This window comes from Cryobacterium sp. AP27 (assembly GCF_056680495.1).
On record NZ_CM155285.1, the window covers coordinates 2,914,975 to 2,936,978 of the forward strand.

Below are 22,004 nucleotides of genomic sequence, written 5' to 3' on the forward strand. Positions count from 1 at the left end.
GGTCAGCCGCCGGACCCTGCCGAGGTGGCCTGCACGGGAGCCGGTGCGGGAGCGGCGGCGGCCTGCTGGGCAGCAGCTGCCTGTGCCGCGGCCTGGGCTGCTGCCTGGGCGGCAGCCGCGTCGGCGCCGGCCTGTGCGCTGGCGGCATCCGCTGCCGCCTTCGCCGTTGCGACATCCTGCGCGGCCTGGGCATCCTGGGCCGCCTGCGTGGCCGCGGCGAGGATCCGTGCATCTTCGGCCGCCTGGGCCGCAGCCGTGACCTGGAATCCGGAGACCATGCCCGCGAGGGCGAGAACCGAGACGATTCCCGTCGCGATGCGGGCCCGGCGCGCCGGGTGGAGTGTCTTAGTCATCGTCGCCGTTCTCGTGGTCCTCGCCGTCGGATTCACCGGCATCGTGGCTGCTGTCATCGGTGCTGTCGTAGGAGCCGTCGCCACTGTGGTCATCGTCGGCGTAGGACGACGAGGACGGGCTGCCGGTCGTCGCGTCCACTGCGGCCGACGGCTGCAGAGGGGCACCCTGACCGGGTGTCGCCGTCTGTGGCGCTGCCGGTTCGGCTGTCGGCGTAGCCGAGGCCACCGGAACGTCAGTGGACGCAGGAACGAGAACGTCGGTGGCCGCGCCGACTGCTCCCGTGCCGACGGAAGAGAGAGTGTCGGCGTTCACGGCCATCGCGGCCGAAGCGATGCCCAGCACACCGACGATGGACAGGGTCGTGATCAGTTGTGATTTCATATTCTGAGCCTACGGAGGCGATGATCTACGGAGACCCCAGGGACATCCAAGACTCGTCCAAGAAAATCGGCCGGCGACGATACCGTCTCAGCCGCCGACAACGGGATCGGCGCGCGTCGGGCCCCCTCAGCCGCCGTGGCGGCAGCGCCTGCGCGATCGTCGCGCGGCGTCAGCCGCCGGAACCGGCGGATGTCGCGTTCACCGGCGCGGGGACAGCAGCGGCCGGGGCCGAAGCGGCGGCAGCAGGGGCAGCCGGGGCCGATGCGACCTGGGCGGCCGCCGCAGCGACCGGTGCAGTCGCCTGCGGCCGCGCTATCGTGGCCGAGATCTGGAACCCGGCGACCATGACCACTAGAGTCAGCGCCGAGGCGGCGCCGGTGACGATTCGGGCGCCGCGCGCCGGATGCACCTTCTTAGTCATCATCGTCGTTTTCCTGGTACTCGGAGTCGTGGTCGTCACTGTGCGTCGGAGTCGGAACACGTGAATCGGTCGGGGCGGGGACGGCGGCCGGGTCGACCGGGGCGCTCGACTCGGTCGGGGCGGGGACACCCGTTGCCGGGGTATCCGTGACGACCGGCACCAGCACCTCGGTGGCACGGCCGATCGTGCCGGGGGCGATCGACGAGAGCGTGTCGGCGTTAACAGCCATGGCGCCGGTGGCGATGGCAAGCACACCGACGACGGAGAGGATCGTGACTGTTTTCGACTTCATGCTGTGAGCATACAAAGGGGTTCCTCTAAAACGGCCCCGGGAACATCCAAGACTTGTCCAAGAACACGGCCCGGCCGCGCTCTTCCTGCATTGATATCAGCACGTCGGCGGCATGATTGAATCATGCTCGTACTCCTGGTCGAAGACGATACGTCCGTCGCGGACGGAATCATTGACGGCCTCACCTACGCCAACATCGACAGTCACCGTGTGGCCACCGGCGCCGCGGCCCTCGCCGCCATGAAGGACTACCAGCCCGATCTCGTTCTGCTCGACCTCGGCCTGCCCGACATGGACGGCACCGATGTGTGCCGGGCCATTCGATCGACCAGCCAAACGCCGATCATCGTGGTAAGCGCCCGCGACGACGAGATCGACCGCGTGATCTCCCTGGAAATCGGTGCCGACGACTATGTTGTCAAGCCGTTCGGCATGCGTGAGCTCGTGGCGCGCATCCGTGCCGTTTCGCGCCGTTTCGGGTCATCTGAGACGGACCTCGATCCCGACACGGAGGTCGCGGAACGTACCCTCGGCGATCTGGTGATCGACATCCGCGCGCAGCGCGTGACACTGGCCGGCACCGTCGTGTATCTCACGCCCAAGGAATTCGACCTGCTCGTGTACCTCTCCGACGACCCCGGAGCGGTGTTCCGTCGCGGCGACATCCTGCATGATGTCTGGGACACCAACTGGTACGGCACCACCAAGACCCTCGACGCACACATCGCCGCCATCCGTAAGAAACTCGGCAGCCCCGCCTGGATCGAATCGGTTCGGGGCGTGGGTTTTCGTTTCTCGGTTCCCGCGCTTCCGGCGGCCCCCGCATGAGATGGCGGCTGATGGCGGCCTTCATCGGCGTCACCCTGCTTATGCTCCTCGTACAGGACATCCCACTGAGCTCGTATCTGCGCACGGTGGAGAACGACCGCATCGTCACGGCTCTGGAGCGCGATGCCTTCGTTCTCGCCGGGCGCAGCGAGGAAGCGCTGGAGAGCCCGTCAGACTCGTACGCGGGCGCGCTCGCGACCTTGGCGCGCACCTACCGGGACGCCGGAGGAGCCCGCGTGGTCATCGTCGATGCCGCCGGCACGGCGATGGTCACGAGCGATGACGACGAGTCCAGCCTCGGCTCCTCGTACGCCTCACGGCCCGAGATCGCCGAGGCGCTGACGGGTCGCATCACGTCGGGCAAGCGCTACTCCGACACCCTGCAAACCGAACTCCTGTATGTGACGGTTCCGGTCTTCAGCGGCGACCGCGTGCTGGGAGCCGTGCGCCTCACCTACCCGAGCCAGGTGGTGACGGATGCCGTCAATCGCCAGATTCGGCTGCTCAGTCTCGTAGCCCTCACGACCGTGCTCGTGGCCGGGCTCGTGGGCCTCATCTTCTCCGGCCGCGTCACGCGCCAGCTCAAACTGCTGCAGGGAGCGACGGAACGCCTCGCCGAGGGCGACCTCAGCGCCCGTGCCGACGAGGCCTCCGGCGCGCCGGAGCTCCGCTCCCTGTCGATATCGTTCAATCTGATGGCCGAACGGCTCAATACGCTCATCCAGCAGCAACGCACGTTCGCCTCGGATGCCTCGCACCAGCTGCGCACCCCGCTTACCGCCCTGCGCCTGCGGCTCGAGCGCGCGCGTGACCTGCTCGGCACCGACACCGCCGCCGCCACCGAGCGCCTCAGCGCGGCCGAGGGCGAGGTGGACCGCCTGGGCAACATTGTGGAAGGACTCCTGCTCCTCAGTCGCACCGAAGCCAGTTCCGCGCCACTGGAGGTGCTTGATCTCGCTGCAATCGCCCGGGAACGCGTCGAACAGTGGCAGCCGCTCGCTCAGGAGTCGGACGTGACGATTGTCTACGAGGGCCCGGACGCGGCATCCGTTCGGGCGACGGCGCTGGCCCCGGAGCAGATCCTCGACAACTACGTGGACAACGCACTCTCCGTGAGCCCGACGGGCGGCAGGATTGCGGTGCGCGTCGCGGTTACCGGAGCGCACACCTCCCTGAGTGTGACTGACGAGGGACCCGGGCTGTCGCCGGACGAGTGCGTTCGCGCCTTCGACCGCTTCTGGCGAGCCGGTTCGGATCACACCGGCAGCGGACTCGGGCTCGCGATCGTATCCCAGCTCGCTCGAGCAAGCCGAGCCTCGGTGACCCTGACGCCGCAACCCGGGTCCGGCATCAGTGCCTCTGTCACCTTCGACTCCGTTCCCTGAACCGGTGAGCCCCTGATCCGCTCGGAGGTCATCGGGCGAGCGGGACCTCAAGGATGCTCGGCCCGACGGGCACTCCGGTGAGGGCGCGCTCCAGGTCGGTGCGCGTGGCGGCCCGGGTGTATTCCCAGCCATAGGCCGACGCGAGGGCGGCCAGGTCCACATGGCGCGGCGTGTACAAAACCCTGTCCAGGGCGGCGGACGGTGCCGTCGACGCCACCTCGAGGCCGTCGAAGATGGTGCCGCCGCCGTCTGTTCCCACAATGACCTGAAGTCTCGGCCATATCTCGCCCGGTGCGAGCAAGAGCGAACCCACGTCGTGCAGAAGGGTGAGGTCCCCGAGCAGCAGCCGGGTCACCCCCACCGACCGGGGTTCGGGGCCGGCCTGGCTCGCCAGGGCGATGCCCATCGCGGTCGATACGGTGCCATCGATGCCGGCGAGCCCGCGATTCGAATGCACCGAAATCTTCTTGCCCGGTACTCGACGATCGGCCTCACGAATCAGCCGGGAGGCGCCGAGCACGAGCCGGTCATGCGGCCACGATGCGCGCCAGACGGCGTCCACGAGGAGCGGCCGAGTGAGCGGCGCGCGCAGCGCGGCGAGCTCGGCCCGTGAAATGCCGCGCCTGTCGAGCGGGGTCGATTCCCGCTCGGATTCCGCTTCGAGCAGTTGGCGGCTCGTCATCACCCAGCGACCCAGCCATTCGCGGGCCGCGGGGGTGGTCACCGAGGCAACGGATGCCGCATCCGCTGCAACGCTGCGCGCCAGAATATGCGCGGCGTGCGCGGGGTTGTACCACTCGGTTCCGGTAGGGGCCACGACGACGGTCTCCACGCCGAAGCGGCCGATGAGGGCGGGCACTTCGCGGCTGAGCGTGGGGTGTCCGAACACGATCACGCGTTCGATACGGCCGCCGAGATCGTCGGCATGCAACAGCTCCCGGTAGGCGACCACGAGGTTGGGGCCGAACCGCGCCCCGCTCGACACCTCGGCGAGCAGCGGCCACCCGCCGTCGCGGGCGAGCTGCTCGGCCGCGGGTCCGGCGCCATGGCCGGCGACGACCACGGTGCGCAGCCCCGGTGCCATGCGCACGACCTCATGCACGCGCGGCGGTGCGGGTTGCCTGGCGGCCTCGGACGCGGGGTCGTCGAGGTCATCGGTCTCGTTGGGGCCCCAGGCCGCGCGGTCTTCGGCGTTGTCGAGAGCATCCGGTGCGGAGCAGTCGGCGAGACTCACCCAACCCGACTCTGCCGGGGTGGCGACAATGGCCTGGCGGCCCTCGACTACCGGTGGTCCTCCGGACGGTTCCGTCACGATCGCCTCCGCCCCTGCGACGGGACGGGCGTCGGCAGGCGCGTCAGCGCGTGTTTTCGCGGGCGGCTCGTCCGCCCCCTCGGGAAGGTCGTCCAGCGTAACGGCCGCGGAGAGCGGCTCCCGGAAGGCCAGGTTGAGTTGCACCGGGCCGGGGGCGAGCGTCTGTGTGCCGAGGGCGGCCTCCGTCGCCCGACCTGCCAGACCCACGGCGACTCCGGCCTCGTCCGGCTCACCCGTGGGCGCGGGAACATCCAGGCACAGGTGGGCCGCAACCCCGAACATGCCCGGCTGGACCGTGGTCTGGTTCGAGCGGATGCCGCGCAATTCGCTCGGCCGGTCGGCGGTGAGCAGGATGAGCGGAACACCGGAGTGATGCGCCTCGAGCACGGCCGGGTGCAGGTTCGCGACGGCCGTACCTGAGGTGGTGATCACGAGGGCGGGCAGGCCGGTTTCGACCGCAAGCCCAAGTGCGAGAAAGCCTGCTCCGCGTTCGTCTGTGCGCACGTGCAAGCGGATGTGGCCGAGCCGCTCGAGTTCCGCACAGGCCAAGGCCAGGGCCTGTGAGCGCGCGCCCGGGCTCAGCACGACCTGGCGCAGGCCGAGGCGCACGAACTCGTTCAGCAGGGCGAAGCTGAAATCGGTGGCCGGGCTTCCGCTACGAAGCGGCGCGGGCATCCGTTTCAGGCGTCCCGGCGGCCGGGCTGGTCGCCCTCGCCCGGGTCGGTGGTCTTCGGGAGATCCTGATCGGTCTGCGAGTCGGGCTTGTCCAAGTCGGCAAGCTCCTCTTCCAGCTTGCGCAGGCGCTCACGCGAGGCCCTGTCATTGCCCAGCGAGCGTAGGAATTCGGGGTCGTCATCGGGCGCCACGGTGCGGAAGGAACGACCCACGGGGGTTCCCCCACGACCGCGCCCCACGAAGAGCCACAGCAGCGGGCCGATGAGGGGGACGAGAACGATGACGAACAGCCACACCCAGCGCGGAAGACCCCGCACTCGGCTGCGCTCGAACAGGGCGCAGTCCACGATCGCATAGACGGTCAGGATCAGGACGGCCAGTCCGATGAAAATCAGCAGCTTGGGCATAACCCAATTGTAAGCCGGTCGCCGAGATGGCGCGACGCCAGAAGCGCCGGACCAGTCGCAGACCGGCATCGGACCGGGCCGGTGCCCGTCTGCCGCCGCTCTGACGCTCGAAACCGTCGAAACCTGTACGAACCGCAGCGTGCGCACAGTTGTGCATCCTAAGCTGGTGACATGAAATCTGTACCGTCCTGGGTGTCGTACTCGGTCTATCGCGTGCTGCTGTTTGCCGCTCCGTTGGCCATCCTGCTTATCCTCGGACTGAAGGAGTGGGTTGCCGCGATTGTCGCCGCGATAATCGGCATGAGCCTGTCCTTCATCTTTCTGCGCAAGCCCCGCGAAAACGTTGCACGCGACCTGTACGCGGCGCGTCACCGGGACCAGCCCCTGGTGCACGCAGATGCCGCACTGGAGGATTCTGCCCTGAACCGGGAGGAAGCGCAGAACGCACGCATGCATGCGGACGCCGAAGCGGATGCGGCGGCCGCCGCCGCCGCGGCGACGCCGAGGGACACCGCGCAGTAGCGGGCCGCTGCCAGCCGCCACGGCCGGCTGTTGCGGCCGCCGGGAACGGCGCGTCAGTGCCGCTGTTCGACAATCAGGGCCGGCGCCCGATGACGACGGTGGCGTAGAGCCTGGCAGAACGGGCGATGCGCGGTTCGAGTCCGCTTGCGGCGAAGATCGCGCCGGCGCGGTCGGCCTGGTCGTCGCCGGTCTCCACCAGCAGGTGACCGCGCGGCGCGAGCCAGCCCGGTGCGGCGGCGGCCACGCGCCGCAACACGTCGAGGCCGTCCTCACCGCCGTCGTGGGTGATCATCGGCTCGTGTTCGCGCGCCTCGCTCGGCAGCAGGGCGATCTCGCGCGTGGGCACGTAGGGCACATTGGCCACGAGCGTGGTGACCTGACCACGCAACGCCGCGGGCACCGGATCGAAGAGGTCGCCCTCGTGCACCCGGCCGCCGACGCCCGTCACATTCCGTGCAGCGCAGCGCACAGCCGCAGGGTCGATATCGACGGCCACCAATCCAATGCTCCCCACGAGGTGTGCGAGAGCGACGCCGATGGCGCCGGAACCGCAGCAGAGGTCGAGCACCTGCGACCCGGGTGGGGTGAGGGCGGCCGCCTCCTGCACCAGAAATTCCGTGCGTTGCCGAGGAATGAACACGCCGTGATCGACGATCAGTCTCAACCGGCAGAACTCAACCCAGCCGAGGATGTGTTCGAGTGGCAGACCGGCGACCCGCTGCGCCACCAGGGCCTCCGCGTCGGCGACCGTGCGGGACTCGGCCACAATCAGCCGAGCCTCATCCTCCGCGAACACGCAGCCGGCCGCTCGAAGCGCGGCCGTCGTGCGCGCGAGGGACTGCGGCGTGTGCTCGGTGCGTGCGGACATGCCGGGGCTTCCGGTCAGAGGGCGAAGGCCAGCCCGAGCAGTACACCGTAGGCCAGTGCGGCCATGCTCGTGAGCCTGAGCACCAGGATGAGTTCACCCGCCGTGCGGGCGGTCACGGTGATCAGGCACGCCGGCAGAGCGAGCAGCAACACGAACAGGGTGAAAAACCCGAGCGGGTAGAACAGGGAGAAGAACCCGGCGATCACGAATGGCACCAGCAGGAAGACGCAGAAGGCCACGCGCCCCCACGTGGGACCGATCAGCACGGCGAGTGTGCGTTTGCCCGCTGCCTTGTCGGGAACGATGTCCCGCAGGTTGTTGACCATCAGCACGGCACAGGCAATGAGCCCGATCGCCACGCCGCTGAGCCAGCTCTCCGTGGTGACGCGTCCTACTTGCACGAAGGTCGTGCCGATGGTGGCGACCAGTCCGAAGAACACGAACACGAAGAGTTCGCCGAGGCCGAAGTAGCCGTACGGCTTCTTGCCGCCGGTGTAGAGCCAGGCTGCGCCGATGGCGACAGCGCCCACGATCAGCAGCCACCAGTACTGGGTGAGGATCACCAGCACGAGGCCGGCGAGCGCAGCCAACCCGAAGAAGGCGAGCGCCACTATCAGCACGGTGCGCGGCTTCGCGGCGCCCGCCCCGGTGAGCCGGGCGGGTCCGACCCGAAATGCATCGGTGCCGCGGATGCCGTCGGAATAGTCGTTCGCGAAGTTCACGCCGATCTGCAGACTCAGCGCCACGAGCAGCGCCAGCAGCGCCCGCACCGGGTGGTATTCGCCGGGCTCGCTCGCCACAATGGCTGCGCCGGTGCCGAGGGCGACCGGGGCGATCGCGAGGGGAAGTGTGCGCAAACGCGCCCCGGAGATCCAGTCGGCGGCCGAGGCCGGTTTGACGGTGGCGTGGCCCTTGCTCGCGGGGTTGTTGCGTTTGGCGGGATTGCCCGACTTACCCGTCGTCTTCGGCCGTGCCGCGGCGCCGGTCGGACCTGCCCTGCCGGTCGTTGCCGCGGGCTTTGCCGGGTGCTCGGCACCGGTGAGACCAGCGGGGTTCATTCGTTGTTGTCTGGGCCGCACGGGCCGCGCTCCATTTGCCACGCCCCCATATTATCGTTCGGCGTCGTCGACGGCGGGACCGCTCAGGCGGCGGGGTCGTGCCCGGCCAACCACGCGGCGAGCGCACGTCGGTCGGGTTTGCCTGAGGCGAGTACCGGTATGGACGGGGCGAGCACGACACGCGCCGGCCTTGCCGGTCGGCCCAGAGCCGCAGCGACGACCCGGGCGATCTCCGGGAGAGGGTCGGATGCCGGGGCGCTTGCCGACACGACCACGGGCACTTCACCCCACTCGGGGTCCTCGGCGCTCAACACCACGGCATCCGACAGGCCGGGCAGGGTGCGCACGATCGCCTCGACGGCGTCTAGTGACACCTTCACCCCGCCGGAAATGATCACGTTGTCGGCGCGCCCCAGTACCCGCACCTCCCCGGTCTCCGGGTCGACCTCGCCGAGATCCCCGGTGGCGTACCAGCGCACGCCGCGCACCTCGACGAATCGTTCCGCCGTGCGTTGCGGGTCGTCGAGGTAACCGTCCGCCAGCACAGCGCCCGACAGCTCCAGCTGCCCGTCGACGACGCGCACCCGCGTGTTGCCGATCGGAATCCCGTTGTACACGCAGCCGCCGCTCGTTTCGGAGGAACCGTAGGTGCGCACGACTCGCAGTTCCAGGTCACCGGCCTGGGCAATGAGCTCCGGCCGAATCGCCTGACCGCCCACGAGAATGGCCGTGAACCGTCGCAACACGGCGAGCACCCTCGGGTCGCCGGGCGCCGCCTCCAGCAGACGGGCCAACTGCACGGGAACAAGTGACACGTAGCGCAGCGGCGCGGTCATCGTCTCGGCGTACGCCGCAAAGTCATGCGGTGCCACGTGACCGTGCGGCAGCACGACGGGGGTCGTGTCCGCGGCGATGGAACGAACAAGCACCTGCAGCCCGGCCACGTAGTGCGTCGGCAGGGCGAGTAACCACTGGCCGGGGCCGCCGAGAGCGTCGGCCGAGGCCGCTGCGCTCGCGAGCAACGCATCGGTGCTGAGCATCACCCGCTTGGGCGCATCCGTCGACCCCGAGGTTTCAACGACCACCGCCACCCGACGGGGCACGTCCCCACCCGGGGCGGGCGCGGTGGCGGCGTCGACGGGCATGACCGCGTGGCCATGCGCGGTGAGGGCCTCCCGAACCATTGCCATCAGCTCGAGCGGGGTCGGTGCGCCCGCCCCGCTCACCGGAACAACGTGCAGGGACCTGGTCATGCGCAGCTCAGTACTGCCAGGGATAGGGAGCCCAGTCGGGCTCCCTCTTCTCGAGGAACGCATCCCGACCCTCTACGGCTTCGTCCGTGCCGTAGGCGAGACGCGTCGCTTCCCCGGCGAACACCTGCTGGCCCACAAGCCCGTCGTCGACGGCGTTGAAGGCAAACTTGAGCATGCGAATGGCGGTGGGCGACTTCGTGAGGATCTCCCGACCCCAGTCGAGGGCGGTGGCCTCAAGCTCGGCATGCGGCACAACGGCGTTGATGGCTCCCATGTCGAGTGCGCGCTCGGCCGAATACTCCCGCGCGAGGAAGAACACTTCCCGGGCGGCCTTCTGCCCCACCTGGCGGGCAAAGTAGGCGCTGCCGTATCCGGCGTCGAAGGAGCCGACGTCGGCATCCGTCTGTTTGAACTTGCCGTGCTCGGCGCTGGCGATGCTGAGGTCGCACACCACGTGCAGGGAATGACCGCCACCGGCCGCCCAGCCGGGGATGACCGCGATGACCACCTTCGGCATGAAACGGATGAGGCGCTGCACCTCGAGGATGTGCAACCGCCCGCCCCGGGCCTTGTCGATGCCGGTAGCGGTCTCGCCCTCGGCGTACTTGTACCCGTCCCGCCCGCGGATGCGCTGGTCGCCGCCGGAGCAGAAGGCCCACCCGCCGTCTTTGGCACTCGGGCCGTTGCCGGTGAGCAACACGACGCCGATGCGCGAGTTGAGGCGGGCGTCTTCGAGCGCCGCGTACAGTTCGTCGACCGTGTGCGGGCGGAAGGCGTTGCGCACCTCCGGACGGTTGAAGGCGATTCGGGCGATCCGGCCGCTCACATCGTGGTGATAGGTCACATCGGTGAGGGATTCGAAGCCGGCCACCTCGGCCCATTGGCTGGCATCAAATATTTCGGACACCTGTTTTATCATTCGGCCAGCCTACTTGGCCGGTGATTGCAGCTCCTCGTCTACCCCAAATACGAAAAAATACCGACGGACAAAACTAGAAGTCAACCCCCTTGAGGGCGGTGGTTTTCACAGGTGTAATTGAACCTTGGACACGACTGGGAGGGAGTGATCATCCAAATGGGCGAAATTGACCGATATCGCCGTGAGCTCGTCACCACAAGGACCACGAGCGAGGTCTCGCAAGGATCATCGAACCGCCAGACGCGGAGCAGGGCCACCGCAGGCCCACCCGCGCGGAGTCGGCTCGCACCGAACACGGCCGCACCTCGAGAACCCAAACCGCCCGACGTCGGAGGAACCGTGCCGCGGGCGTCCGAACCGACGCCGGCCGAACTGGAAGTGACGGAACTCTCGCCCACCGAATGGCGCGTCAGCAATGCCGCCCGTCCCGAAGGCGACCCGGCCGGCCTGCTGGGGTTCATTCAGCGCATCGGCGCCGCCTACGAGGTGACGAACCTCTGCCGGCTTCGAGAGCGCAGCTACTTCTCCTCATTCGACCGGGCGACATCCAGCCTGTCCCCAGAGTCAACCTCGTCTCATCTAGTTCACCCGTGAAGCGAAAGGCGCTGTCATGACTGTCATCGTTGACGAAACGCACACTCTTGCCACCGAGACGCCGGAGACGCTCGCGCCGCGACGTGCGGCGGCGGCGGCACCCGCCGCCCGCGCAGCTACGGCACCGTACACCGGCGCCTCGACGGATGCCTTCGGTGACTACCTGCGCAGAATCGGCAAGGGCCGCCTGCTCACGGCGGAGGAGGAAGTCGACCTGGCCCGCAGAATCGAAGTCGGTCTCTTCGCGGGCGCACGCCTGCTGCATGCCGGGATAGACGCGGACGCCGACAGCGCCCCGGCCCACGCCGGTGACGGCGCCCTCACCCTGGACGCCGCAGGGCGTCGCGAGCTCACGTGGTTGATGTCCGACGGACGCCGCGCCAAGAACACGTTCATCGAGGCGAATCTCCGCCTCGTGGTCAGCATCGCCAAGCACTATTCGGGCAGGGGCGTCCCCATCATGGACCTCGTGCAGGACGGCAACATGGGCCTGGTCCGGGCCGTCGAGAAGTACGACTTCATGACCGGCTACAAATTCTCCACCTACGCGACCTGGTGGATCCGCCAGGCCATTCACCGTGGAATGGCCGACAAATCCCGCATGATCCGGATCCCGGTGCACACCGCCGAGAAGCTCAACAAGATCAAGCGAATCCGGCGTGACCTCACGAGCGTTCTCGACCGCGAGCCGACACCGCGTGAAATCGGTGAGGCCGCCCAGGTGCCGGTGCGCGACGTGTTGCGCCTGCTGCAATACGACAACGAACCCATTTCGCTGCACACGCCCGTCGGTGACGGTGCGGGGGACATGGCCGAGCTCATCATCGACGATGACCTCCCGCAGCCCGACGAATACGCGACTCTTGCTCTGCGCGCCGCGGACATCCGCTTCTTTCTCGACACGTTGCCCATTCGTGAGCAGTCCATTTTGCGGGCCCGGTTCGGACTCGACGGCGACGAGCCGCGCACCCTGGACCAGATCGCGCACATCGAGGGCGTCACCCGGGAGCGGGTTCGCCAGATTGAGAAGCGTGCTTTGGCCCTCTTACACGTGCCACGCCTTGAGCACTATTTGACCGACTAAGCGTCCGAATCAGCGTATGGTCACAGCAACTGATTCATAGGAATGGTGAAATGGGCAAGCTGACCTACGACTCGACGCTGACGGCGGACTTCGAGGACCGAGTTTTGGCGCACATTCAAGTCGTGATCGGGGCCAAGCTCCGGCGGGGCGAGTCCTTCTATTTCAGCTGGCGGGATGACCCGAAGTCGGGGGACGGCCGCAGCACCATCTGGATGCATCCGAGCATTCCTCTGGCATACAAGTACTTCGGCAGTCGTTCGCCGAGCCTGAACCGGGAGTGGATTGAGGCACTCATGGTGACAGCCAACTCCGCCGGGGGCCTGCAGGTGGTTGCGGAACCGCGCGGCATCGCGCTGATACCGAAGGAGGGCGAGCACAACCACTCGCCCAGAGATTTCCACGGCAAAGAGGAATCATGACTCGCATCGATATCGTCTACGACAATCGGCCCTATTCCCTCGGCGGTCGCACGATCGAATCCATCCAGCTGGAGATCGATACGGCCACCGCGAGCGGAGTGCCGTATTGGCTGCAGGTCAATTCCGGTGAGGGACGCTACGAAGACGCCTACATTTTGATTGCGCCGGGCATCCCGATCGCCCTGGTGAGCGCGCACGTCAACGGGGTCTCCACCCAGCCGGAGGCAGCCGACGCGTATGTCCCGGACGGGTTGTGACCCAACGCACACCGCCGGCTGACACACTGGAGGCATGAAGCCCTCACTGCACGAGTTGCTCGAGTCCGCGCACGTTGTTGCCCTGCCCGTGGTGGCTCGGTTTCGAGGCATCGACACCCGGGAAGCCGTCTTGTTCGAGGGTCCGCAGGGGTGGACCGAATTCTCCCCGTTCGTTGAATACGATGACGCCGAGGCCGTGGACTGGCTGCGGGCCGCCATCGATTTCGGCTGGCACGAAGCTCCGCACGCCCTGCGCGCGAGCATTCCCGTGAACGCCACGGTGCCGGCCGTGGGCCCCGATGAGGTCGCCGGCGTCCTCGCCCGTTTTCCGGGATGCCGCACCGCCAAGATCAAGGTCGCAAGCCCCGACCAGACCCTCGAGGACGATATCGCCCGGGTGCGCATGGTGCGCTCGCTGCTCGGCGCCGAGGGACGCATCCGCATCGACGCGAACGGACTCTGGACGGTGGACGAGGCCGAGAGGGCGATCCACGCCCTGAACGTCTTCGATCTGGAGTACGTGGAGCAGCCGTGCGCGACCGTCGCCGAGCTCGCGGAGATCCGCGAGCGCACCGCGTATCTGGGCGTTCCCATCGCCGCCGACGAGAGCGTGCGCAAGACCGGGGACCCGTTGGCGGTCGCCCGGGCCGGAGCGGCGGATATCCTGGTGATCAAGGCGCAGCCGCTCGGCGGCATCCGCGCGGCCCTGTCGATCATCGGCCAGACCGGCCTACCCGTGGTGGTCTCCAGCGCCCTGGACACATCCATCGGCATCTCGATGGGCGCGCACCTCGCGGCCGCCGTACCCGGGCTGTACTTCGATTGCGGCCTCGGGACCGCCTCGCTGCTGCTCGGCGATGTGACGAGCGACCCGCTGCTGCCCGTCGACGGCGAGATCGCGGTGCGGCGCATCACTCCCGACCCGGCCCTGCTCGACAAGTACGCGGCGACGCCCGAGCGTCGCGACTGGTGGATCGCCCGGCTCGAGCGCACCCACGCCCTGCTTCCGGACTGACGCCTTCCGCGTCCGGCGGTTCCCACACGCCCGCCGGCCCGCGGCACCCCCGCCCGCTGGTCGAGGCGCGACGAAGGAGCGATCGAGACCCCGCACGCCGACCCGCACGCCGACCCTCAAACCGGCTCCACAGAGCGCCTCGACCGGCAGCTTCGGGTTTAGAGACCTGAGTACGAGTGCAGGCCCTTGAAGAACACGTTCACGATGCCGAAGTTGAACATCACGGCAGAGAAGCCGATGATCGCCAGCCACGCGGAGCGTGATCCACGCCATCCGCGTGTCGCCCTGGCGTGGATGTACCCGGCGTAAATCACCCAGATGATGAACGTCCACACTTCCTTGGTGTCCCAGCCCCAGTACCGGCCCCAGGCCTGCTCGGCCCAAATCGACCCGGCCATCAGCGTGAACGTCCACAGGATGAACCCGATGATGTGCACCCGGTAGGCGAGGTTCTCGAGCGTGGCCGCCGACGGCAGGGTAGCGAGGAAGCGCAGCCGCACGGTCTTCGTGTCCGCGACAAGACTCTCGCGCTGGAACTGCAGCAGCTGCACGGTGGACAGCGCGAAGCCGATGGCAAAGAACCCGGTTCCGAGTGATGCCACGAACACGTGAATGACCAGCCACGCGGACTGCAAAGCCGGCGGCAGCGGGGCGACCTCCACGTAGAACTTGAGCGCGGCGATGCCGAGCAGTATAAGCACGAGGCCCGTGACGAACGTGCCGAGGAAGCGCAGATCGACTCGGGTCAGCACGACGAGGAACACCGTGACGATGAGCAGCGTGCCGGTCATGGCGAACTCGTACATGTTGGCCCACGGCACCCGCTCCGCGGCGATGCCGCGCGTCAGGGCGGCCACGACCTGCAGGGCCCAGGCCAGCACCGTCAGCGACACGCCGATGCGCAGACTGGCCGAGCGACCGTACGGGCTTGCCGCATCGCTCTCCATGCGTGCGCTCAACCGGGTGAGGGTCGTCGTGCCGGCCGAACCGGATGCTGCGGCGGACGATCCGCGCGCGGCATCCGCCTGCGTCAGCGTCGGTGCCGCGTCGACGGATGCGCTGCGTCTGCCCAGGTCGATCGCAAAGGCGATGAAAGCGATCGCGTAGACGGCCATCGCCGAGTAGAGGCTGAGGATGGAAAGCTCATTGAGATTCACGATGTAAGCCTAGGTTGGTTTGGGTGTCGAATCGACACCCGGGATAGGAACGAACTGTGCCGCGTGCTTGTCGGCGAGTGCGGTGACGGCGGCCTCGAGCGCGGGGTCGTCGCCGCGGGCGAGTCCGGCATATTCGAGGCGCAGCGTGCCATCATCCTGTTCGACGGCCTTCACCCACACCCGGCGCCGCGGGATGAAGAGACTCGTCAGCAGTCCAAGCAGAACGAGGATGGCGAACACGAGCACCCACACCTGGGTCGGGTCGTGGTGCACGTCGAAGGACGCGAAACGCGGAACGGACTTCGAGAAGTCTCCCTCGGCCGCTTTGGGAGTCGCGCTGTCGAACGTGACCGTGCCGAGGCCGTCCGGCAGGTCAACGGTCTGACCCGGCATCAGCTCAAGGGACTCAGTCCCGGTGACCCCGCCGGTGCGAGCGGTCATCTTGTCGGTGTCGAGCGAATAAACGGATGTCGGCACGCCGGCGTCCAGGCCCAGGTCACCCGTGTAGACCCGTAGCGTCAGCACCGGGTACGCAAGGTCGGGGAACGAGGAGAAGAAGGCGCCCGATTCCGTCGTGGCCTGGGTGGGGTAGAAGAACCCGATCATGCCGAGCTGCTCGGCGAGGCCGTCGGGCACCTTCACGACGCCGAGGGAGGTGAGGTTGGCATCTTGCGGCAGGAAGGGCACCGAGTCGGTGAAGACCGCCTTGCCGCTCGGGTCCGACACGGTGATCGTGGGCGCGTAGCCGTTGCCGAGCAGGAAGATGTCCGTGCCGCCGGTGCGCAGCGGGCCGTTGACCTTGACCTCGCTGCGCGTGGGCTCCCCGCCGGGGTGCGTCACACTCACGTCCGCCGTGAAGTCCACTGGCTGGCCGAAGGCCTGGCGGTTGGCCTCCTCGTAGGTCACGGAGAAATCGTCGAGGGTGAGTTTGTAGGGCTCCAGGTTGGCGTCGTTGAAGAAGCGGCCCGGGTTGAAGGAGTCGTAGGCGAGCAGGGCGTTGACGAAGGTCTGGCCCTCCACGAGCACACGCTGGCCGCTGAAGCCGAAACCGCCGCCGAAGCCCACGGTGATGAGAATCCCCACGAGCGCGGAGTGGAAGACCAGGTTGCCCGTTTCACGCAGGTAGCCCCGTTCCGCGGAGACGGAGAAATCGCCCGGCTTCCCGGCCCGGCCGGAGCCGTCGAAAAGTGCCGTGCGGTAGCCGCTGGACTTCAGAAGTGCCCTGGCGGAGCCGATTGCCGACGCAGGGTCCGTTCCTGCGGGAGAGGTACGCACGGTGAACCCGGCCAACCGCGCGAGCCGGGCCGGGGTCGCCGGCGGTTTCGCCTTGAGCGCCAGGAAGTGGTGCTTGGTGCGGGGGATGACGCAGCCGATGAGCGACACGAACAGCAGGATGTAGATCGCGGAGAACCAGGCGGACGAGTATACGTCGAAGGCCTGGATCTTGTCGAGGGCGGGGGCCAGGTCGGGGTTGTCGGTGAAGTACTGGGTGACGCCGTTCGGGTCCGAGCTGCGCTGCGGCACGAGCGAGCCAGGCACGGCGGCGATGGCGAGCATGAGCAGCAGGAAGAGGGCGGTGCGCATGCTCGTGAGCTGGCGCCAGAACCAGCGGAGCCAGCCGGTGAGGCCGAGCTTCGGCTGCACGATTCCCGACTCGGTGGGGGCCGGAGCCGAGTCGTAGTGGTCAGATGGCCGGGACAAAGCTGCCAATCACCCCTTGCAGGTCGAGGAGCCATGCGCTCCAGATTCCACTCACCATGAGCACACCGATCACGATGAGCAGAACGCCACCGAACAGGTTGATGGCACGGATGTGGCGTTTGAGAAAAGCGACGCTGCCGGTGGCCCAGTTGAAGCCGAGCGCGATGAGCAGGAAGGGGATGCCGAGGCCGAGGGCGTAGAAGAACGCGAGCAGGCCGCCTTGCCACGGGGATCCGGTGCCGAGGCTGAGCGAATTGATCGCCGTGAGCGTCGGTCCGGTGCATGGCGTCCAGCCGATGGCGAACACGGCCCCGAGCATCGGTGCGCCGGCGAGACCCATCTTCGGCCGCCAGTTGGACTTCACGGTGCGCTGCATCACACCGAATTGGCCGATGAAGACGAGGCCGAGCAGGATCACGACGGCTCCGGCGATGCGGGTGATCAGGTCACGGTACTGGTTGAGCCAGAACCCGGCCGCACCGAACACCACGCCGGTGAGCACGAAGATCACCGTGAACCCGAGAACGAAAAGTCCCACCCCGATGAGCAGCCGGCTGCGGCTTCGGCGATCCCGCTTGGCCGCGCTCGTGCTGCCGTCGGCGAAACCGCCGATGTAGGCGAGGTAGCCGGGCACGAGCGGCAGGATGCACGGCGAGGCGAACGACACGAGCCCGGCGAGCACAGCGATGGGAATTGCGAAGAGCAGCTGGCCGCTGAAGACGATTTCGCCGAAGGGATTCCCCACGGTCAGGATTCCTCGGCAACAGTGTCGCGAATCAGGGTCTCCAGGATGGAGGGGGACGTGACCTGGCCGAGGATGCGCGCGGCGACCCGACCCTGCTGGTCGAGCACGAGGGTGGTGGGAACGGCGTTCGGCGGAATGCTGCCGCTGAAGGCGAGCTGCATGGCGCCGTCGTCGACGTCCAGCACCGAGGGATAGGTGATGCCGTAGGTGTCATTGAACGCGCGGGCGTTGGCCGCCTGGTCGCGCACGTTCACGCCGAGAAAGGAGGCGCCGTTATCGGTGAACTGGGCATTGAGCTTCTGCAGGTCTGCGGCCTCCGCCCGGCACGGCGCGCAGCTCGCGTACCAGAAGTTCACCACGAGAACCTCGCCGGCGTAGTCGGCGCTCGAGACGGGGTCGCCGTTCTCGTCGAAACCGGCGAAGTCGATTGCCTCGCCGCGAGCGGAGGCGTCGATCTCCGTGACGCTGCCGTCACCGGCGATGAAACCCTTATTGCTGCCCTCGCGGTACTGGTCGGCGAGCGGGTCGGACGCGCAGCCGCTCAGCGCGAGGGCCGCAGCGACGAGAGCGCTGACGGCCACCAAACGGGCGCGACGGGGCGAACCGGAACCTGGGCGCCTCACACGGCACCGACATCCGTTGCCGAACCCTGCAGGTGCGCGGCCGGACTCGAGTAGCCGGTCTCCTCGAAGTGATCCCCGCGCCAGGACAGCGTGGTGATGCTGGAGAGCGCGCACCGGCGGGTGCGCGGGTCGTGCGCGAGGCGCTCACGGGCCAGGGTGCGGTGCACCATCCAGATGGGGAGCTGGTGGCTGACCAGCACCACGTCGCCCTCGTCGACGGACGTCCACGCGTCGTGGATGGCGGCGAGCATGCGGTCGGACACCGAGCGGAACGGTTCACCCCAGCTGGGACGCAGCGGGTTGATCAGCGCCGGCCAGTTGCGTGGGTCGCGCAGCGCTCCCCCGGGGCCGCGCATGCGCTTGCCCTCGAACCGGTTGGTGGGTTCGATGACGCGCTCGTCCGTTTCGACCGGAAGCGAGAACGCGTCGCCGATCGGGGCGGCGGATTCCTGCGCGCGCACCAGGGGTGAGGCGATCACACGCACGACGGGGCGCCCACGCTGGCGCAGTTCGGCGGCGGCGGCCTCGGCCATCTGCGCGCCCAGGTCCGACAAACGGTAGTTCGGCAGCCTGCCGTAGAGCACGCCCTCGGGGTTAAAAACCTCACCATGACGCACGAGATGAACTTGACTGGCTACCACCCGCTCAGTCTATTCGCGGGGCACCCGCGAATTTGCCGTGAGGAGGCCCGCTAAACTCAAATGGTGACTTCGCGCGTATTGATCAAGAACCTGTCCGCTCTCGACGACGGCACCGTTTCGGTGTCGGGCTGGGTCGATACCGTCCGAGACCAGAAGAAGGTGCAATTCGTCGTTCTGCGCGACGAGTCCGGCGCCGTTCAACTCGTCAATCCACGCACGACGGATGCCGATGGCGTCGTCGTTGCCGACGAGCCGGCCACGAGCATCTCCGGGCTCGCCCAGGGCACCTTCGTGACCGTGACCGGGCACCTCAAACACGACGAGCGGGTCAAGCTCGGCGGCATCGAGATCAAGCTGGCGACCCTCACCGTGGTCACCACGGCCATCCCGGAGACGCCGATCGCGGCGGACTCAAGCCTGGACAAGCGCATGGACTGGCGCTTCCTCGACCTGCGCAACCCCAAGCAGAACCTCATCTTCCGCATCCAGACCACGTTCGAGCACGCCCTGCGCACCTACTGGATCGAGCGCGACTTCATCGAGCTGCACACCCCCAAGCTGATGGCGAGCGCGAGCGAGTCCCGCGCAGAACTGTTTGAGGTGGGCTACTTCGACACGAAGGCGTACCTCGCGCAGAGCCCGCAGTTCTTCAAGCAGATGGCGCAGTCCGCCGGCTTCGGCAAGATCTTCGAGATCGGCCCGGCTTTCCGCGCCGATCCCTCCTTCACGAGCCGCCACTCCACCGAGTTCACCAGCATCGACTCGGAGATCAGCTGGATCGACAGCCACGAGGACGTCATGCAGCTGCACGAGGACCTCATGGTCGCCGGTTTCAGCGCGGTCAAGGCCAAACACGGCGACGAGGTGAAGGCCCTGTTCGACGTTGAGGTGACCGTTCCGAGCACGCCGTTCCCGCGCATCCCCCTCGCCGAGGCGAAGGAGATCGTGAAGAGCCGCGGCTACGAGGTTCCCCGCGACGACGACGACATGGACCCGGAGGGCGAGCGCCGGATCGCCGCCTACGTGGCCGAGAAGTTCGGTCACGAGTTCGTGTTCCTGACCGACTACGCCTCGAGCATCCGCCCCTTCTACCACATGCGCCACGAGGGCGATGCGAGCGTCACGAAGAGCTACGACCTGATTTTCAACGGCACGGAGATCTCCACCGGGGCCCAGCGCGAGCACCGCATCGACGTGCTCGAGGCACAGGCGATCGAAAAGGGCCTCGACCCGAAGGAAGTCGACGGCTACCTCGACTTCTTCCGCTACGGCGTTCCCTCGCACGGCGGATTCGGCATGGGCCTCGCCCGGGTGCTGATGCTCATGCTGCATCAGGCCTCGATCCGCGAGGTCACCTACCTGTTCCGCGGCCCGACGCGCCTGGAGCCGTAACCGCACCGCACGCACTGACAGAAAGCGGATGCCGCCCTGAGCTTCAGGGTGGCATCCGCTTTTCTTGTTTGTGCAGGTGGAGGGAGGGTTCTAGACCTCGAGGTCGACGGCGATGCGTGCCGAGACGACGGTGCGGATGTACTCGCCGATCTTCACGTGTTCCGGATGCGCCTGGTAGCGCGCGAGCGCGTCCAGGTCGTCGAAGTCCGCCACGAGAGCCAGGTCCCAGTTGGCGCCGCCGACGACATCCGCACCGACCGCAATCGTGCGGATCTCGGTAACGACGCCCAGGAGAGCGCTCAGGCCCGTTGAGACCCTGGTTGCCGCTTCAGCTTTCTCGACCGGATCGGTGGGGGCGAGCTGCCAGCAGACAATGTGACGAATGGTCATGAGACCTCCAGAAGGGCCGAGCGCAGGCGCATCGGGTCGATGCGCCAATAGTTGTGCACCTTGCCGTTGATGAGGAGCACGGGGATGTCTTCGACGTACAGGGAGTGCAGCTCGGCGTCATCGAGGATGGACCGCTCTTCGAGGGTGATGCCGGGCGCCGGGCGCTCGTCGACGACTTTCTGCATCACGGTCGTGACCAGTTCACGTGCGTCGTCGCACAGGTGACAGCCGGGTTTGCCGATGAGGGTGAGGTGAATGTTCGCCATCCTGCCACCTTAGTTGACGCGAAAACGGGCAAGCAAAAAGCGCCAGACCCAGGGGCCTAGCGCTCACGCTTGTTTTGTTGCTATTCAGTTCTTAGTTGCTACTTCTTATTGCGACGCTGGTGGCGGGTCTTACGAAGCAGCTTGCGGTGCTTCTTCTTTGCCATGCGCTTGCGTCGCTTCTTGATTACAGAACCCACAGGACCTCACAAAGAGTTGATTCGCCGCGGGACTCGCGACAGACACGAAAACCCCATTCTAACTGAGAAATTCGTCAGGTACTACGCAGAGTCGGCGATTGGCCTCTGAATGGCCATCTCAACGGCCGATTCCGGCACTCGAAATGACCGTCCGAAGCGGATGGCCGGAAGCTCCCCGGAGTGCACCATGCGGTAAACCGTCATCTTGGAGACTCGCATCATGTCGGCCACCTCTGCCACGGTCAGAAACCGCATATTCGCCAGATTCTGCTCCACGGTGAACCCTCACGCTCGGGACAACGCACACCAAACGGCTGCGTTGTGGGCAACTCTAGAGGTCGCCAACCGCCTCGTCTAGAGGTTCTTGCGCCATTTCTTCGCGGTGGCATCTTTCACGGCGTGGCTCATCTGGTACGAGGTGTCGGCGAAGGCCTTTCCGATTGCGGAGGCGAACGCGCGCTGCTCCTGCCGGAGGCCGGCTTCCTCGGCGGCCTGGGCTTCTTCATCCGTGTCGAAGTCGACGCTCAGAAAGGGAATCAACCAGTCTTCGATCGCTTCGAGCGGCGAATAGTCCAGGTGGTAGTAGCGGTGTTGCCCCTCTTCGCGCACGCTCACGAGCCCGCTTTCCCGCAGCACCTTCAGATGCTTCGAGACGGTGGGCTGGCTCAGACCCAGGTTGCCCACGATGTCGGAGACGCTGAGCTCGCCCCGAGCCTCGCCGCCCTGGTTGTGCCGGTCGAGAAGGATCCGAAGGATGTCCCGTCGGGTTGAATCCGCCACAACGTCGAAGATGTCTGCCATTACCTTAGGTTAGTCACTCCGCAGAGGTAGTACCATGTCAACTTGGC

29 protein-coding genes are annotated in these 22,004 nt (G+C 67.2%); 9 read left to right on the top strand and 20 right to left on the bottom strand.

Annotated features, from left to right (window positions below; genetic code table 11):
* Nucleotides 1-2 precede the first annotated feature (2 nt).
* The 4 genes from AC1MB9_RS13755 to AC1MB9_RS13770 all read right to left on the bottom strand — a co-directional run bounded on the left by AC1MB9_RS13755 (nucleotide 3) and on the right by AC1MB9_RS13770 (nucleotide 1,448).
* Complete coding sequence (locus AC1MB9_RS13755) at nucleotides 3-353, bottom strand: hypothetical protein (protein ID WP_479962499.1); 351 nt, start codon at nucleotides 351-353, stop codon at nucleotides 3-5.
* Entirely contained in the window at nucleotides 346-735 is a 390-nt protein-coding gene (locus AC1MB9_RS13760; RefSeq protein ID WP_479962500.1) for a hypothetical protein, read from the bottom strand. The genes AC1MB9_RS13755 and AC1MB9_RS13760 overlap by 8 nt, the downstream gene beginning before the upstream one ends.
* A gap of 169 nt (nucleotides 736-904) precedes the next feature.
* Nucleotides 905-1,159 (bottom strand): hypothetical protein, encoded by a 255-nt coding sequence (locus AC1MB9_RS13765; RefSeq protein ID WP_479962501.1) that lies wholly within the window; start codon nucleotides 1,157-1,159, stop codon nucleotides 905-907.
* The gene (locus tag AC1MB9_RS13770) at nucleotides 1,149-1,448 is read right to left on the bottom strand and encodes a hypothetical protein (protein ID WP_479962502.1); all 300 of its coding nucleotides are present in this window, start codon (nucleotides 1,446-1,448) and stop codon (nucleotides 1,149-1,151) included. Before AC1MB9_RS13770 ends, AC1MB9_RS13765 begins: the two co-directional genes overlap by 11 nt.
* A gap of 123 nt (nucleotides 1,449-1,571) precedes the next feature.
* Between AC1MB9_RS13770 and AC1MB9_RS13775 the strand changes: the two genes are divergently transcribed.
* Nucleotides 1,572-2,276 carry a response regulator transcription factor gene (locus AC1MB9_RS13775; RefSeq protein ID WP_479962503.1) on the top strand — a complete coding sequence of 235 codons (705 nt, stop codon included), beginning with the start codon at nucleotides 1,572-1,574 and terminating at the stop codon, nucleotides 2,274-2,276.
* A gap of 11 nt (nucleotides 2,277-2,287) precedes the next feature.
* Entirely contained in the window at nucleotides 2,288-3,661 is a 1,374-nt protein-coding gene (locus tag AC1MB9_RS13780; RefSeq protein ID WP_479962504.1) for a sensor histidine kinase, read from the top strand.
* Nucleotides 3,662-3,689: 28 nt separating this feature from the next.
* Here AC1MB9_RS13780 and AC1MB9_RS13785 read toward each other — a convergent pair whose 3' ends face one another.
* Both AC1MB9_RS13785 and AC1MB9_RS13790 read right to left on the bottom strand, forming a co-directional pair.
* Nucleotides 3,690-5,648 carry a thiamine pyrophosphate-binding protein gene (locus tag AC1MB9_RS13785; protein WP_479962505.1) on the bottom strand — a complete coding sequence of 653 codons (1,959 nt, stop codon included), beginning with the start codon at nucleotides 5,646-5,648 and terminating at the stop codon, nucleotides 3,690-3,692.
* Nucleotides 5,649-5,653: 5 nt separating this feature from the next.
* Complete coding sequence (locus tag AC1MB9_RS13790) at nucleotides 5,654-6,055, bottom strand: PLDc N-terminal domain-containing protein (RefSeq protein ID WP_479962506.1); 402 nt, start codon at nucleotides 6,053-6,055, stop codon at nucleotides 5,654-5,656.
* Nucleotides 6,056-6,226: 171 nt separating this feature from the next.
* Between AC1MB9_RS13790 and AC1MB9_RS13795 the strand changes: the two genes are divergently transcribed.
* The gene (locus AC1MB9_RS13795; RefSeq protein ID WP_479962507.1) at nucleotides 6,227-6,577 is read left to right on the top strand and encodes a DUF4229 domain-containing protein; all 351 of its coding nucleotides are present in this window, start codon (nucleotides 6,227-6,229) and stop codon (nucleotides 6,575-6,577) included.
* Nucleotides 6,578-6,650: 73 nt separating this feature from the next.
* On the opposite strand, the gene AC1MB9_RS13800 is transcribed toward AC1MB9_RS13795, so the two are convergent.
* The 4 genes from AC1MB9_RS13800 to AC1MB9_RS13815 all read right to left on the bottom strand — a co-directional run bounded on the left by AC1MB9_RS13800 (nucleotide 6,651) and on the right by AC1MB9_RS13815 (nucleotide 10,675).
* Nucleotides 6,651-7,445: a putative protein N(5)-glutamine methyltransferase gene (locus AC1MB9_RS13800; protein WP_479962508.1), complete on the bottom strand. Its 795-nt coding sequence runs from the start codon at nucleotides 7,443-7,445 to the stop codon at nucleotides 6,651-6,653.
* Between the two features lie 14 nt (nucleotides 7,446-7,459).
* Complete coding sequence (locus tag AC1MB9_RS13805) at nucleotides 7,460-8,503, bottom strand: 1,4-dihydroxy-2-naphthoate polyprenyltransferase (RefSeq protein WP_479962509.1); 1,044 nt, start codon at nucleotides 8,501-8,503, stop codon at nucleotides 7,460-7,462.
* Between the two features lie 83 nt (nucleotides 8,504-8,586).
* Complete coding sequence (locus tag AC1MB9_RS13810) at nucleotides 8,587-9,756, bottom strand: AMP-binding protein (RefSeq protein ID WP_479962510.1); 1,170 nt, start codon at nucleotides 9,754-9,756, stop codon at nucleotides 8,587-8,589.
* Nucleotides 9,757-9,763: 7 nt separating this feature from the next.
* Nucleotides 9,764-10,675, bottom strand: coding sequence for a 1,4-dihydroxy-2-naphthoyl-CoA synthase (locus AC1MB9_RS13815; protein ID WP_479962511.1), 912 nt, complete (start codon nucleotides 10,673-10,675; stop codon nucleotides 9,764-9,766).
* A 339-nt stretch (nucleotides 10,676-11,014) separates the two neighbouring features.
* On the opposite strand from AC1MB9_RS13815, the gene AC1MB9_RS13820 reads away from it, so the two are divergent.
* From AC1MB9_RS13820 to AC1MB9_RS13840, 5 genes are read left to right on the top strand one after another with little or no spacing between them, the layout of a single operon-like run.
* Nucleotides 11,015-11,269, top strand: coding sequence for a hypothetical protein (locus tag AC1MB9_RS13820; protein ID WP_479962512.1), 255 nt, complete (start codon nucleotides 11,015-11,017; stop codon nucleotides 11,267-11,269).
* Between the two features lie 16 nt (nucleotides 11,270-11,285).
* Nucleotides 11,286-12,353, top strand: a complete 1,068-nt coding sequence (locus AC1MB9_RS13825) for a sigma-70 family RNA polymerase sigma factor (protein ID WP_479962513.1) — start codon at nucleotides 11,286-11,288, stop codon at nucleotides 12,351-12,353.
* Between the two features lie 50 nt (nucleotides 12,354-12,403).
* Nucleotides 12,404-12,772: a DUF7882 family protein gene (locus AC1MB9_RS13830; protein ID WP_479962514.1), complete on the top strand. Its 369-nt coding sequence runs from the start codon at nucleotides 12,404-12,406 to the stop codon at nucleotides 12,770-12,772.
* Nucleotides 12,769-13,029, top strand: a complete 261-nt coding sequence (locus tag AC1MB9_RS13835) for a hypothetical protein (RefSeq protein WP_479962515.1) — start codon at nucleotides 12,769-12,771, stop codon at nucleotides 13,027-13,029. The genes AC1MB9_RS13830 and AC1MB9_RS13835 overlap by 4 nt, the downstream gene beginning before the upstream one ends.
* 34 nt (nucleotides 13,030-13,063) lie before the next feature.
* The gene (locus AC1MB9_RS13840) at nucleotides 13,064-14,044 is read left to right on the top strand and encodes an o-succinylbenzoate synthase (RefSeq protein WP_479962516.1); all 981 of its coding nucleotides are present in this window, start codon (nucleotides 13,064-13,066) and stop codon (nucleotides 14,042-14,044) included.
* A gap of 158 nt (nucleotides 14,045-14,202) precedes the next feature.
* Here AC1MB9_RS13840 and ccsB read toward each other — a convergent pair whose 3' ends face one another.
* Genes ccsB through AC1MB9_RS13865 form a run of 5 tightly spaced genes read right to left on the bottom strand, consistent with a single transcriptional unit; the run spans nucleotide 14,203 to nucleotide 18,911 of the window.
* A complete protein-coding gene (gene ccsB / locus AC1MB9_RS13845; protein ID WP_479964653.1) occupies nucleotides 14,203-15,159 on the bottom strand; it encodes a c-type cytochrome biogenesis protein CcsB in 957 nt (318 codons plus the stop codon).
* A 51-nt stretch (nucleotides 15,160-15,210) separates the two neighbouring features.
* Nucleotides 15,211-16,902 (bottom strand): cytochrome c biogenesis protein ResB, encoded by a 1,692-nt coding sequence (resB, locus tag AC1MB9_RS13850; protein WP_479964654.1) that lies wholly within the window; start codon nucleotides 16,900-16,902, stop codon nucleotides 15,211-15,213.
* On the bottom strand, nucleotides 16,886-17,653 hold the full coding sequence (locus tag AC1MB9_RS13855; RefSeq protein WP_479964655.1) for a cytochrome c biogenesis CcdA family protein: 768 nt from the start codon (nucleotides 17,651-17,653) through the stop codon (nucleotides 16,886-16,888). Before AC1MB9_RS13855 ends, resB begins: the two co-directional genes overlap by 17 nt.
* Nucleotides 17,650-18,270, bottom strand: a complete 621-nt coding sequence (locus tag AC1MB9_RS13860) for a TlpA family protein disulfide reductase (protein WP_479962517.1) — start codon at nucleotides 18,268-18,270, stop codon at nucleotides 17,650-17,652. The genes AC1MB9_RS13855 and AC1MB9_RS13860 overlap by 4 nt, the downstream gene beginning before the upstream one ends.
* Nucleotides 18,267-18,911, bottom strand: a complete 645-nt coding sequence (locus AC1MB9_RS13865) for a histidine phosphatase family protein (protein WP_479962518.1) — start codon at nucleotides 18,909-18,911, stop codon at nucleotides 18,267-18,269. The genes AC1MB9_RS13860 and AC1MB9_RS13865 overlap by 4 nt, the downstream gene beginning before the upstream one ends.
* A gap of 60 nt (nucleotides 18,912-18,971) precedes the next feature.
* Between AC1MB9_RS13865 and aspS the strand changes: the two genes are divergently transcribed.
* Nucleotides 18,972-20,303 (top strand): aspartate--tRNA(Asn) ligase, encoded by a 1,332-nt coding sequence (aspS, locus tag AC1MB9_RS13870; protein ID WP_479962519.1) that lies wholly within the window; start codon nucleotides 18,972-18,974, stop codon nucleotides 20,301-20,303.
* A 90-nt stretch (nucleotides 20,304-20,393) separates the two neighbouring features.
* Here the strand turns inward: aspS and AC1MB9_RS13875 are convergent, their stop codons facing one another.
* The 5 genes from AC1MB9_RS13875 to AC1MB9_RS13895 all read right to left on the bottom strand — a co-directional run bounded on the left by AC1MB9_RS13875 (nucleotide 20,394) and on the right by AC1MB9_RS13895 (nucleotide 21,957).
* Nucleotides 20,394-20,693 (bottom strand): Dabb family protein, encoded by a 300-nt coding sequence (locus tag AC1MB9_RS13875; RefSeq protein ID WP_479962520.1) that lies wholly within the window; start codon nucleotides 20,691-20,693, stop codon nucleotides 20,394-20,396.
* A complete protein-coding gene (locus tag AC1MB9_RS13880) occupies nucleotides 20,690-20,959 on the bottom strand; it encodes a glutaredoxin family protein (RefSeq protein WP_479962521.1) in 270 nt (89 codons plus the stop codon). The genes AC1MB9_RS13875 and AC1MB9_RS13880 overlap by 4 nt, the downstream gene beginning before the upstream one ends.
* 98 nt (nucleotides 20,960-21,057) lie before the next feature.
* On the bottom strand, nucleotides 21,058-21,156 hold the full coding sequence (locus tag AC1MB9_RS13885) for a 30S ribosomal protein bS22 (RefSeq protein WP_003792170.1): 99 nt from the start codon (nucleotides 21,154-21,156) through the stop codon (nucleotides 21,058-21,060).
* 81 nt (nucleotides 21,157-21,237) lie between these two features.
* On the bottom strand, nucleotides 21,238-21,411 hold the full coding sequence (locus AC1MB9_RS13890) for a helix-turn-helix domain-containing protein (RefSeq protein WP_479964656.1): 174 nt from the start codon (nucleotides 21,409-21,411) through the stop codon (nucleotides 21,238-21,240).
* Nucleotides 21,412-21,510: 99 nt separating this feature from the next.
* Complete coding sequence (locus AC1MB9_RS13895; RefSeq protein ID WP_479962522.1) at nucleotides 21,511-21,957, bottom strand: ArsR/SmtB family transcription factor; 447 nt, start codon at nucleotides 21,955-21,957, stop codon at nucleotides 21,511-21,513.
* Between the last annotated feature and the right edge of the window lie 47 nt (nucleotides 21,958-22,004).

Excerpts from the sequence above, each read along its gene's own strand:
- AC1MB9_RS13815 (WP_479962511.1), bottom strand. The coding sequence starts at position 10,675 with ATGATAAAACAGGTGTCCGAAATATTTGATGCCAGCCAATGGGCCGAG.
- AC1MB9_RS13830 (WP_479962514.1), top strand. The coding sequence starts at position 12,404 with ATGGGCAAGCTGACCTACGACTCGACGCTGACGGCGGACTTCGAGGAC.
- AC1MB9_RS13880 (WP_479962521.1), bottom strand. The coding sequence starts at position 20,959 with ATGGCGAACATTCACCTCACCCTCATCGGCAAACCCGGCTGTCACCTG.
- AC1MB9_RS13810 (WP_479962510.1), bottom strand. The coding sequence starts at position 9,756 with ATGACCAGGTCCCTGCACGTTGTTCCGGTGAGCGGGGCGGGCGCACCG.
- AC1MB9_RS13755 (WP_479962499.1), bottom strand. The coding sequence starts at position 353 with ATGACTAAGACACTCCACCCGGCGCGCCGGGCCCGCATCGCGACGGGA.
- AC1MB9_RS13840 (WP_479962516.1), top strand. The coding sequence starts at position 13,064 with ATGAAGCCCTCACTGCACGAGTTGCTCGAGTCCGCGCACGTTGTTGCC.
- ccsB (WP_479964653.1), bottom strand. The coding sequence starts at position 15,159 with ATGGCCGTCTACGCGATCGCTTTCATCGCCTTTGCGATCGACCTGGGC.
- AC1MB9_RS13775 (WP_479962503.1), top strand. The coding sequence starts at position 1,572 with ATGCTCGTACTCCTGGTCGAAGACGATACGTCCGTCGCGGACGGAATC.
- AC1MB9_RS13780 (WP_479962504.1), top strand. The coding sequence starts at position 2,288 with ATGGCGGCCTTCATCGGCGTCACCCTGCTTATGCTCCTCGTACAGGAC.
- AC1MB9_RS13785 (WP_479962505.1), bottom strand. The coding sequence starts at position 5,648 with ATGCCCGCGCCGCTTCGTAGCGGAAGCCCGGCCACCGATTTCAGCTTC.
- AC1MB9_RS13805 (WP_479962509.1), bottom strand. The coding sequence starts at position 8,503 with ATGAACCCCGCTGGTCTCACCGGTGCCGAGCACCCGGCAAAGCCCGCG.
- AC1MB9_RS13765 (WP_479962501.1), bottom strand. The coding sequence starts at position 1,159 with ATGATGACTAAGAAGGTGCATCCGGCGCGCGGCGCCCGAATCGTCACC.
- AC1MB9_RS13890 (WP_479964656.1), bottom strand. The coding sequence starts at position 21,411 with ATGCGGTTTCTGACCGTGGCAGAGGTGGCCGACATGATGCGAGTCTCC.
- AC1MB9_RS13895 (WP_479962522.1), bottom strand. The coding sequence starts at position 21,957 with ATGGCAGACATCTTCGACGTTGTGGCGGATTCAACCCGACGGGACATC.
- AC1MB9_RS13825 (WP_479962513.1), top strand. The coding sequence starts at position 11,286 with ATGACTGTCATCGTTGACGAAACGCACACTCTTGCCACCGAGACGCCG.
- AC1MB9_RS13795 (WP_479962507.1), top strand. The coding sequence starts at position 6,227 with ATGAAATCTGTACCGTCCTGGGTGTCGTACTCGGTCTATCGCGTGCTG.
- AC1MB9_RS13800 (WP_479962508.1), bottom strand. The coding sequence starts at position 7,445 with ATGTCCGCACGCACCGAGCACACGCCGCAGTCCCTCGCGCGCACGACG.
- AC1MB9_RS13760 (WP_479962500.1), bottom strand. The coding sequence starts at position 735 with ATGAAATCACAACTGATCACGACCCTGTCCATCGTCGGTGTGCTGGGC.
- AC1MB9_RS13835 (WP_479962515.1), top strand. The coding sequence starts at position 12,769 with ATGACTCGCATCGATATCGTCTACGACAATCGGCCCTATTCCCTCGGC.
- AC1MB9_RS13875 (WP_479962520.1), bottom strand. The coding sequence starts at position 20,693 with ATGACCATTCGTCACATTGTCTGCTGGCAGCTCGCCCCCACCGATCCG.
- AC1MB9_RS13790 (WP_479962506.1), bottom strand. The coding sequence starts at position 6,055 with ATGCCCAAGCTGCTGATTTTCATCGGACTGGCCGTCCTGATCCTGACC.
- aspS (WP_479962519.1), top strand. The coding sequence starts at position 18,972 with ATGGTGACTTCGCGCGTATTGATCAAGAACCTGTCCGCTCTCGACGAC.
- AC1MB9_RS13770 (WP_479962502.1), bottom strand. The coding sequence starts at position 1,448 with ATGAAGTCGAAAACAGTCACGATCCTCTCCGTCGTCGGTGTGCTTGCC.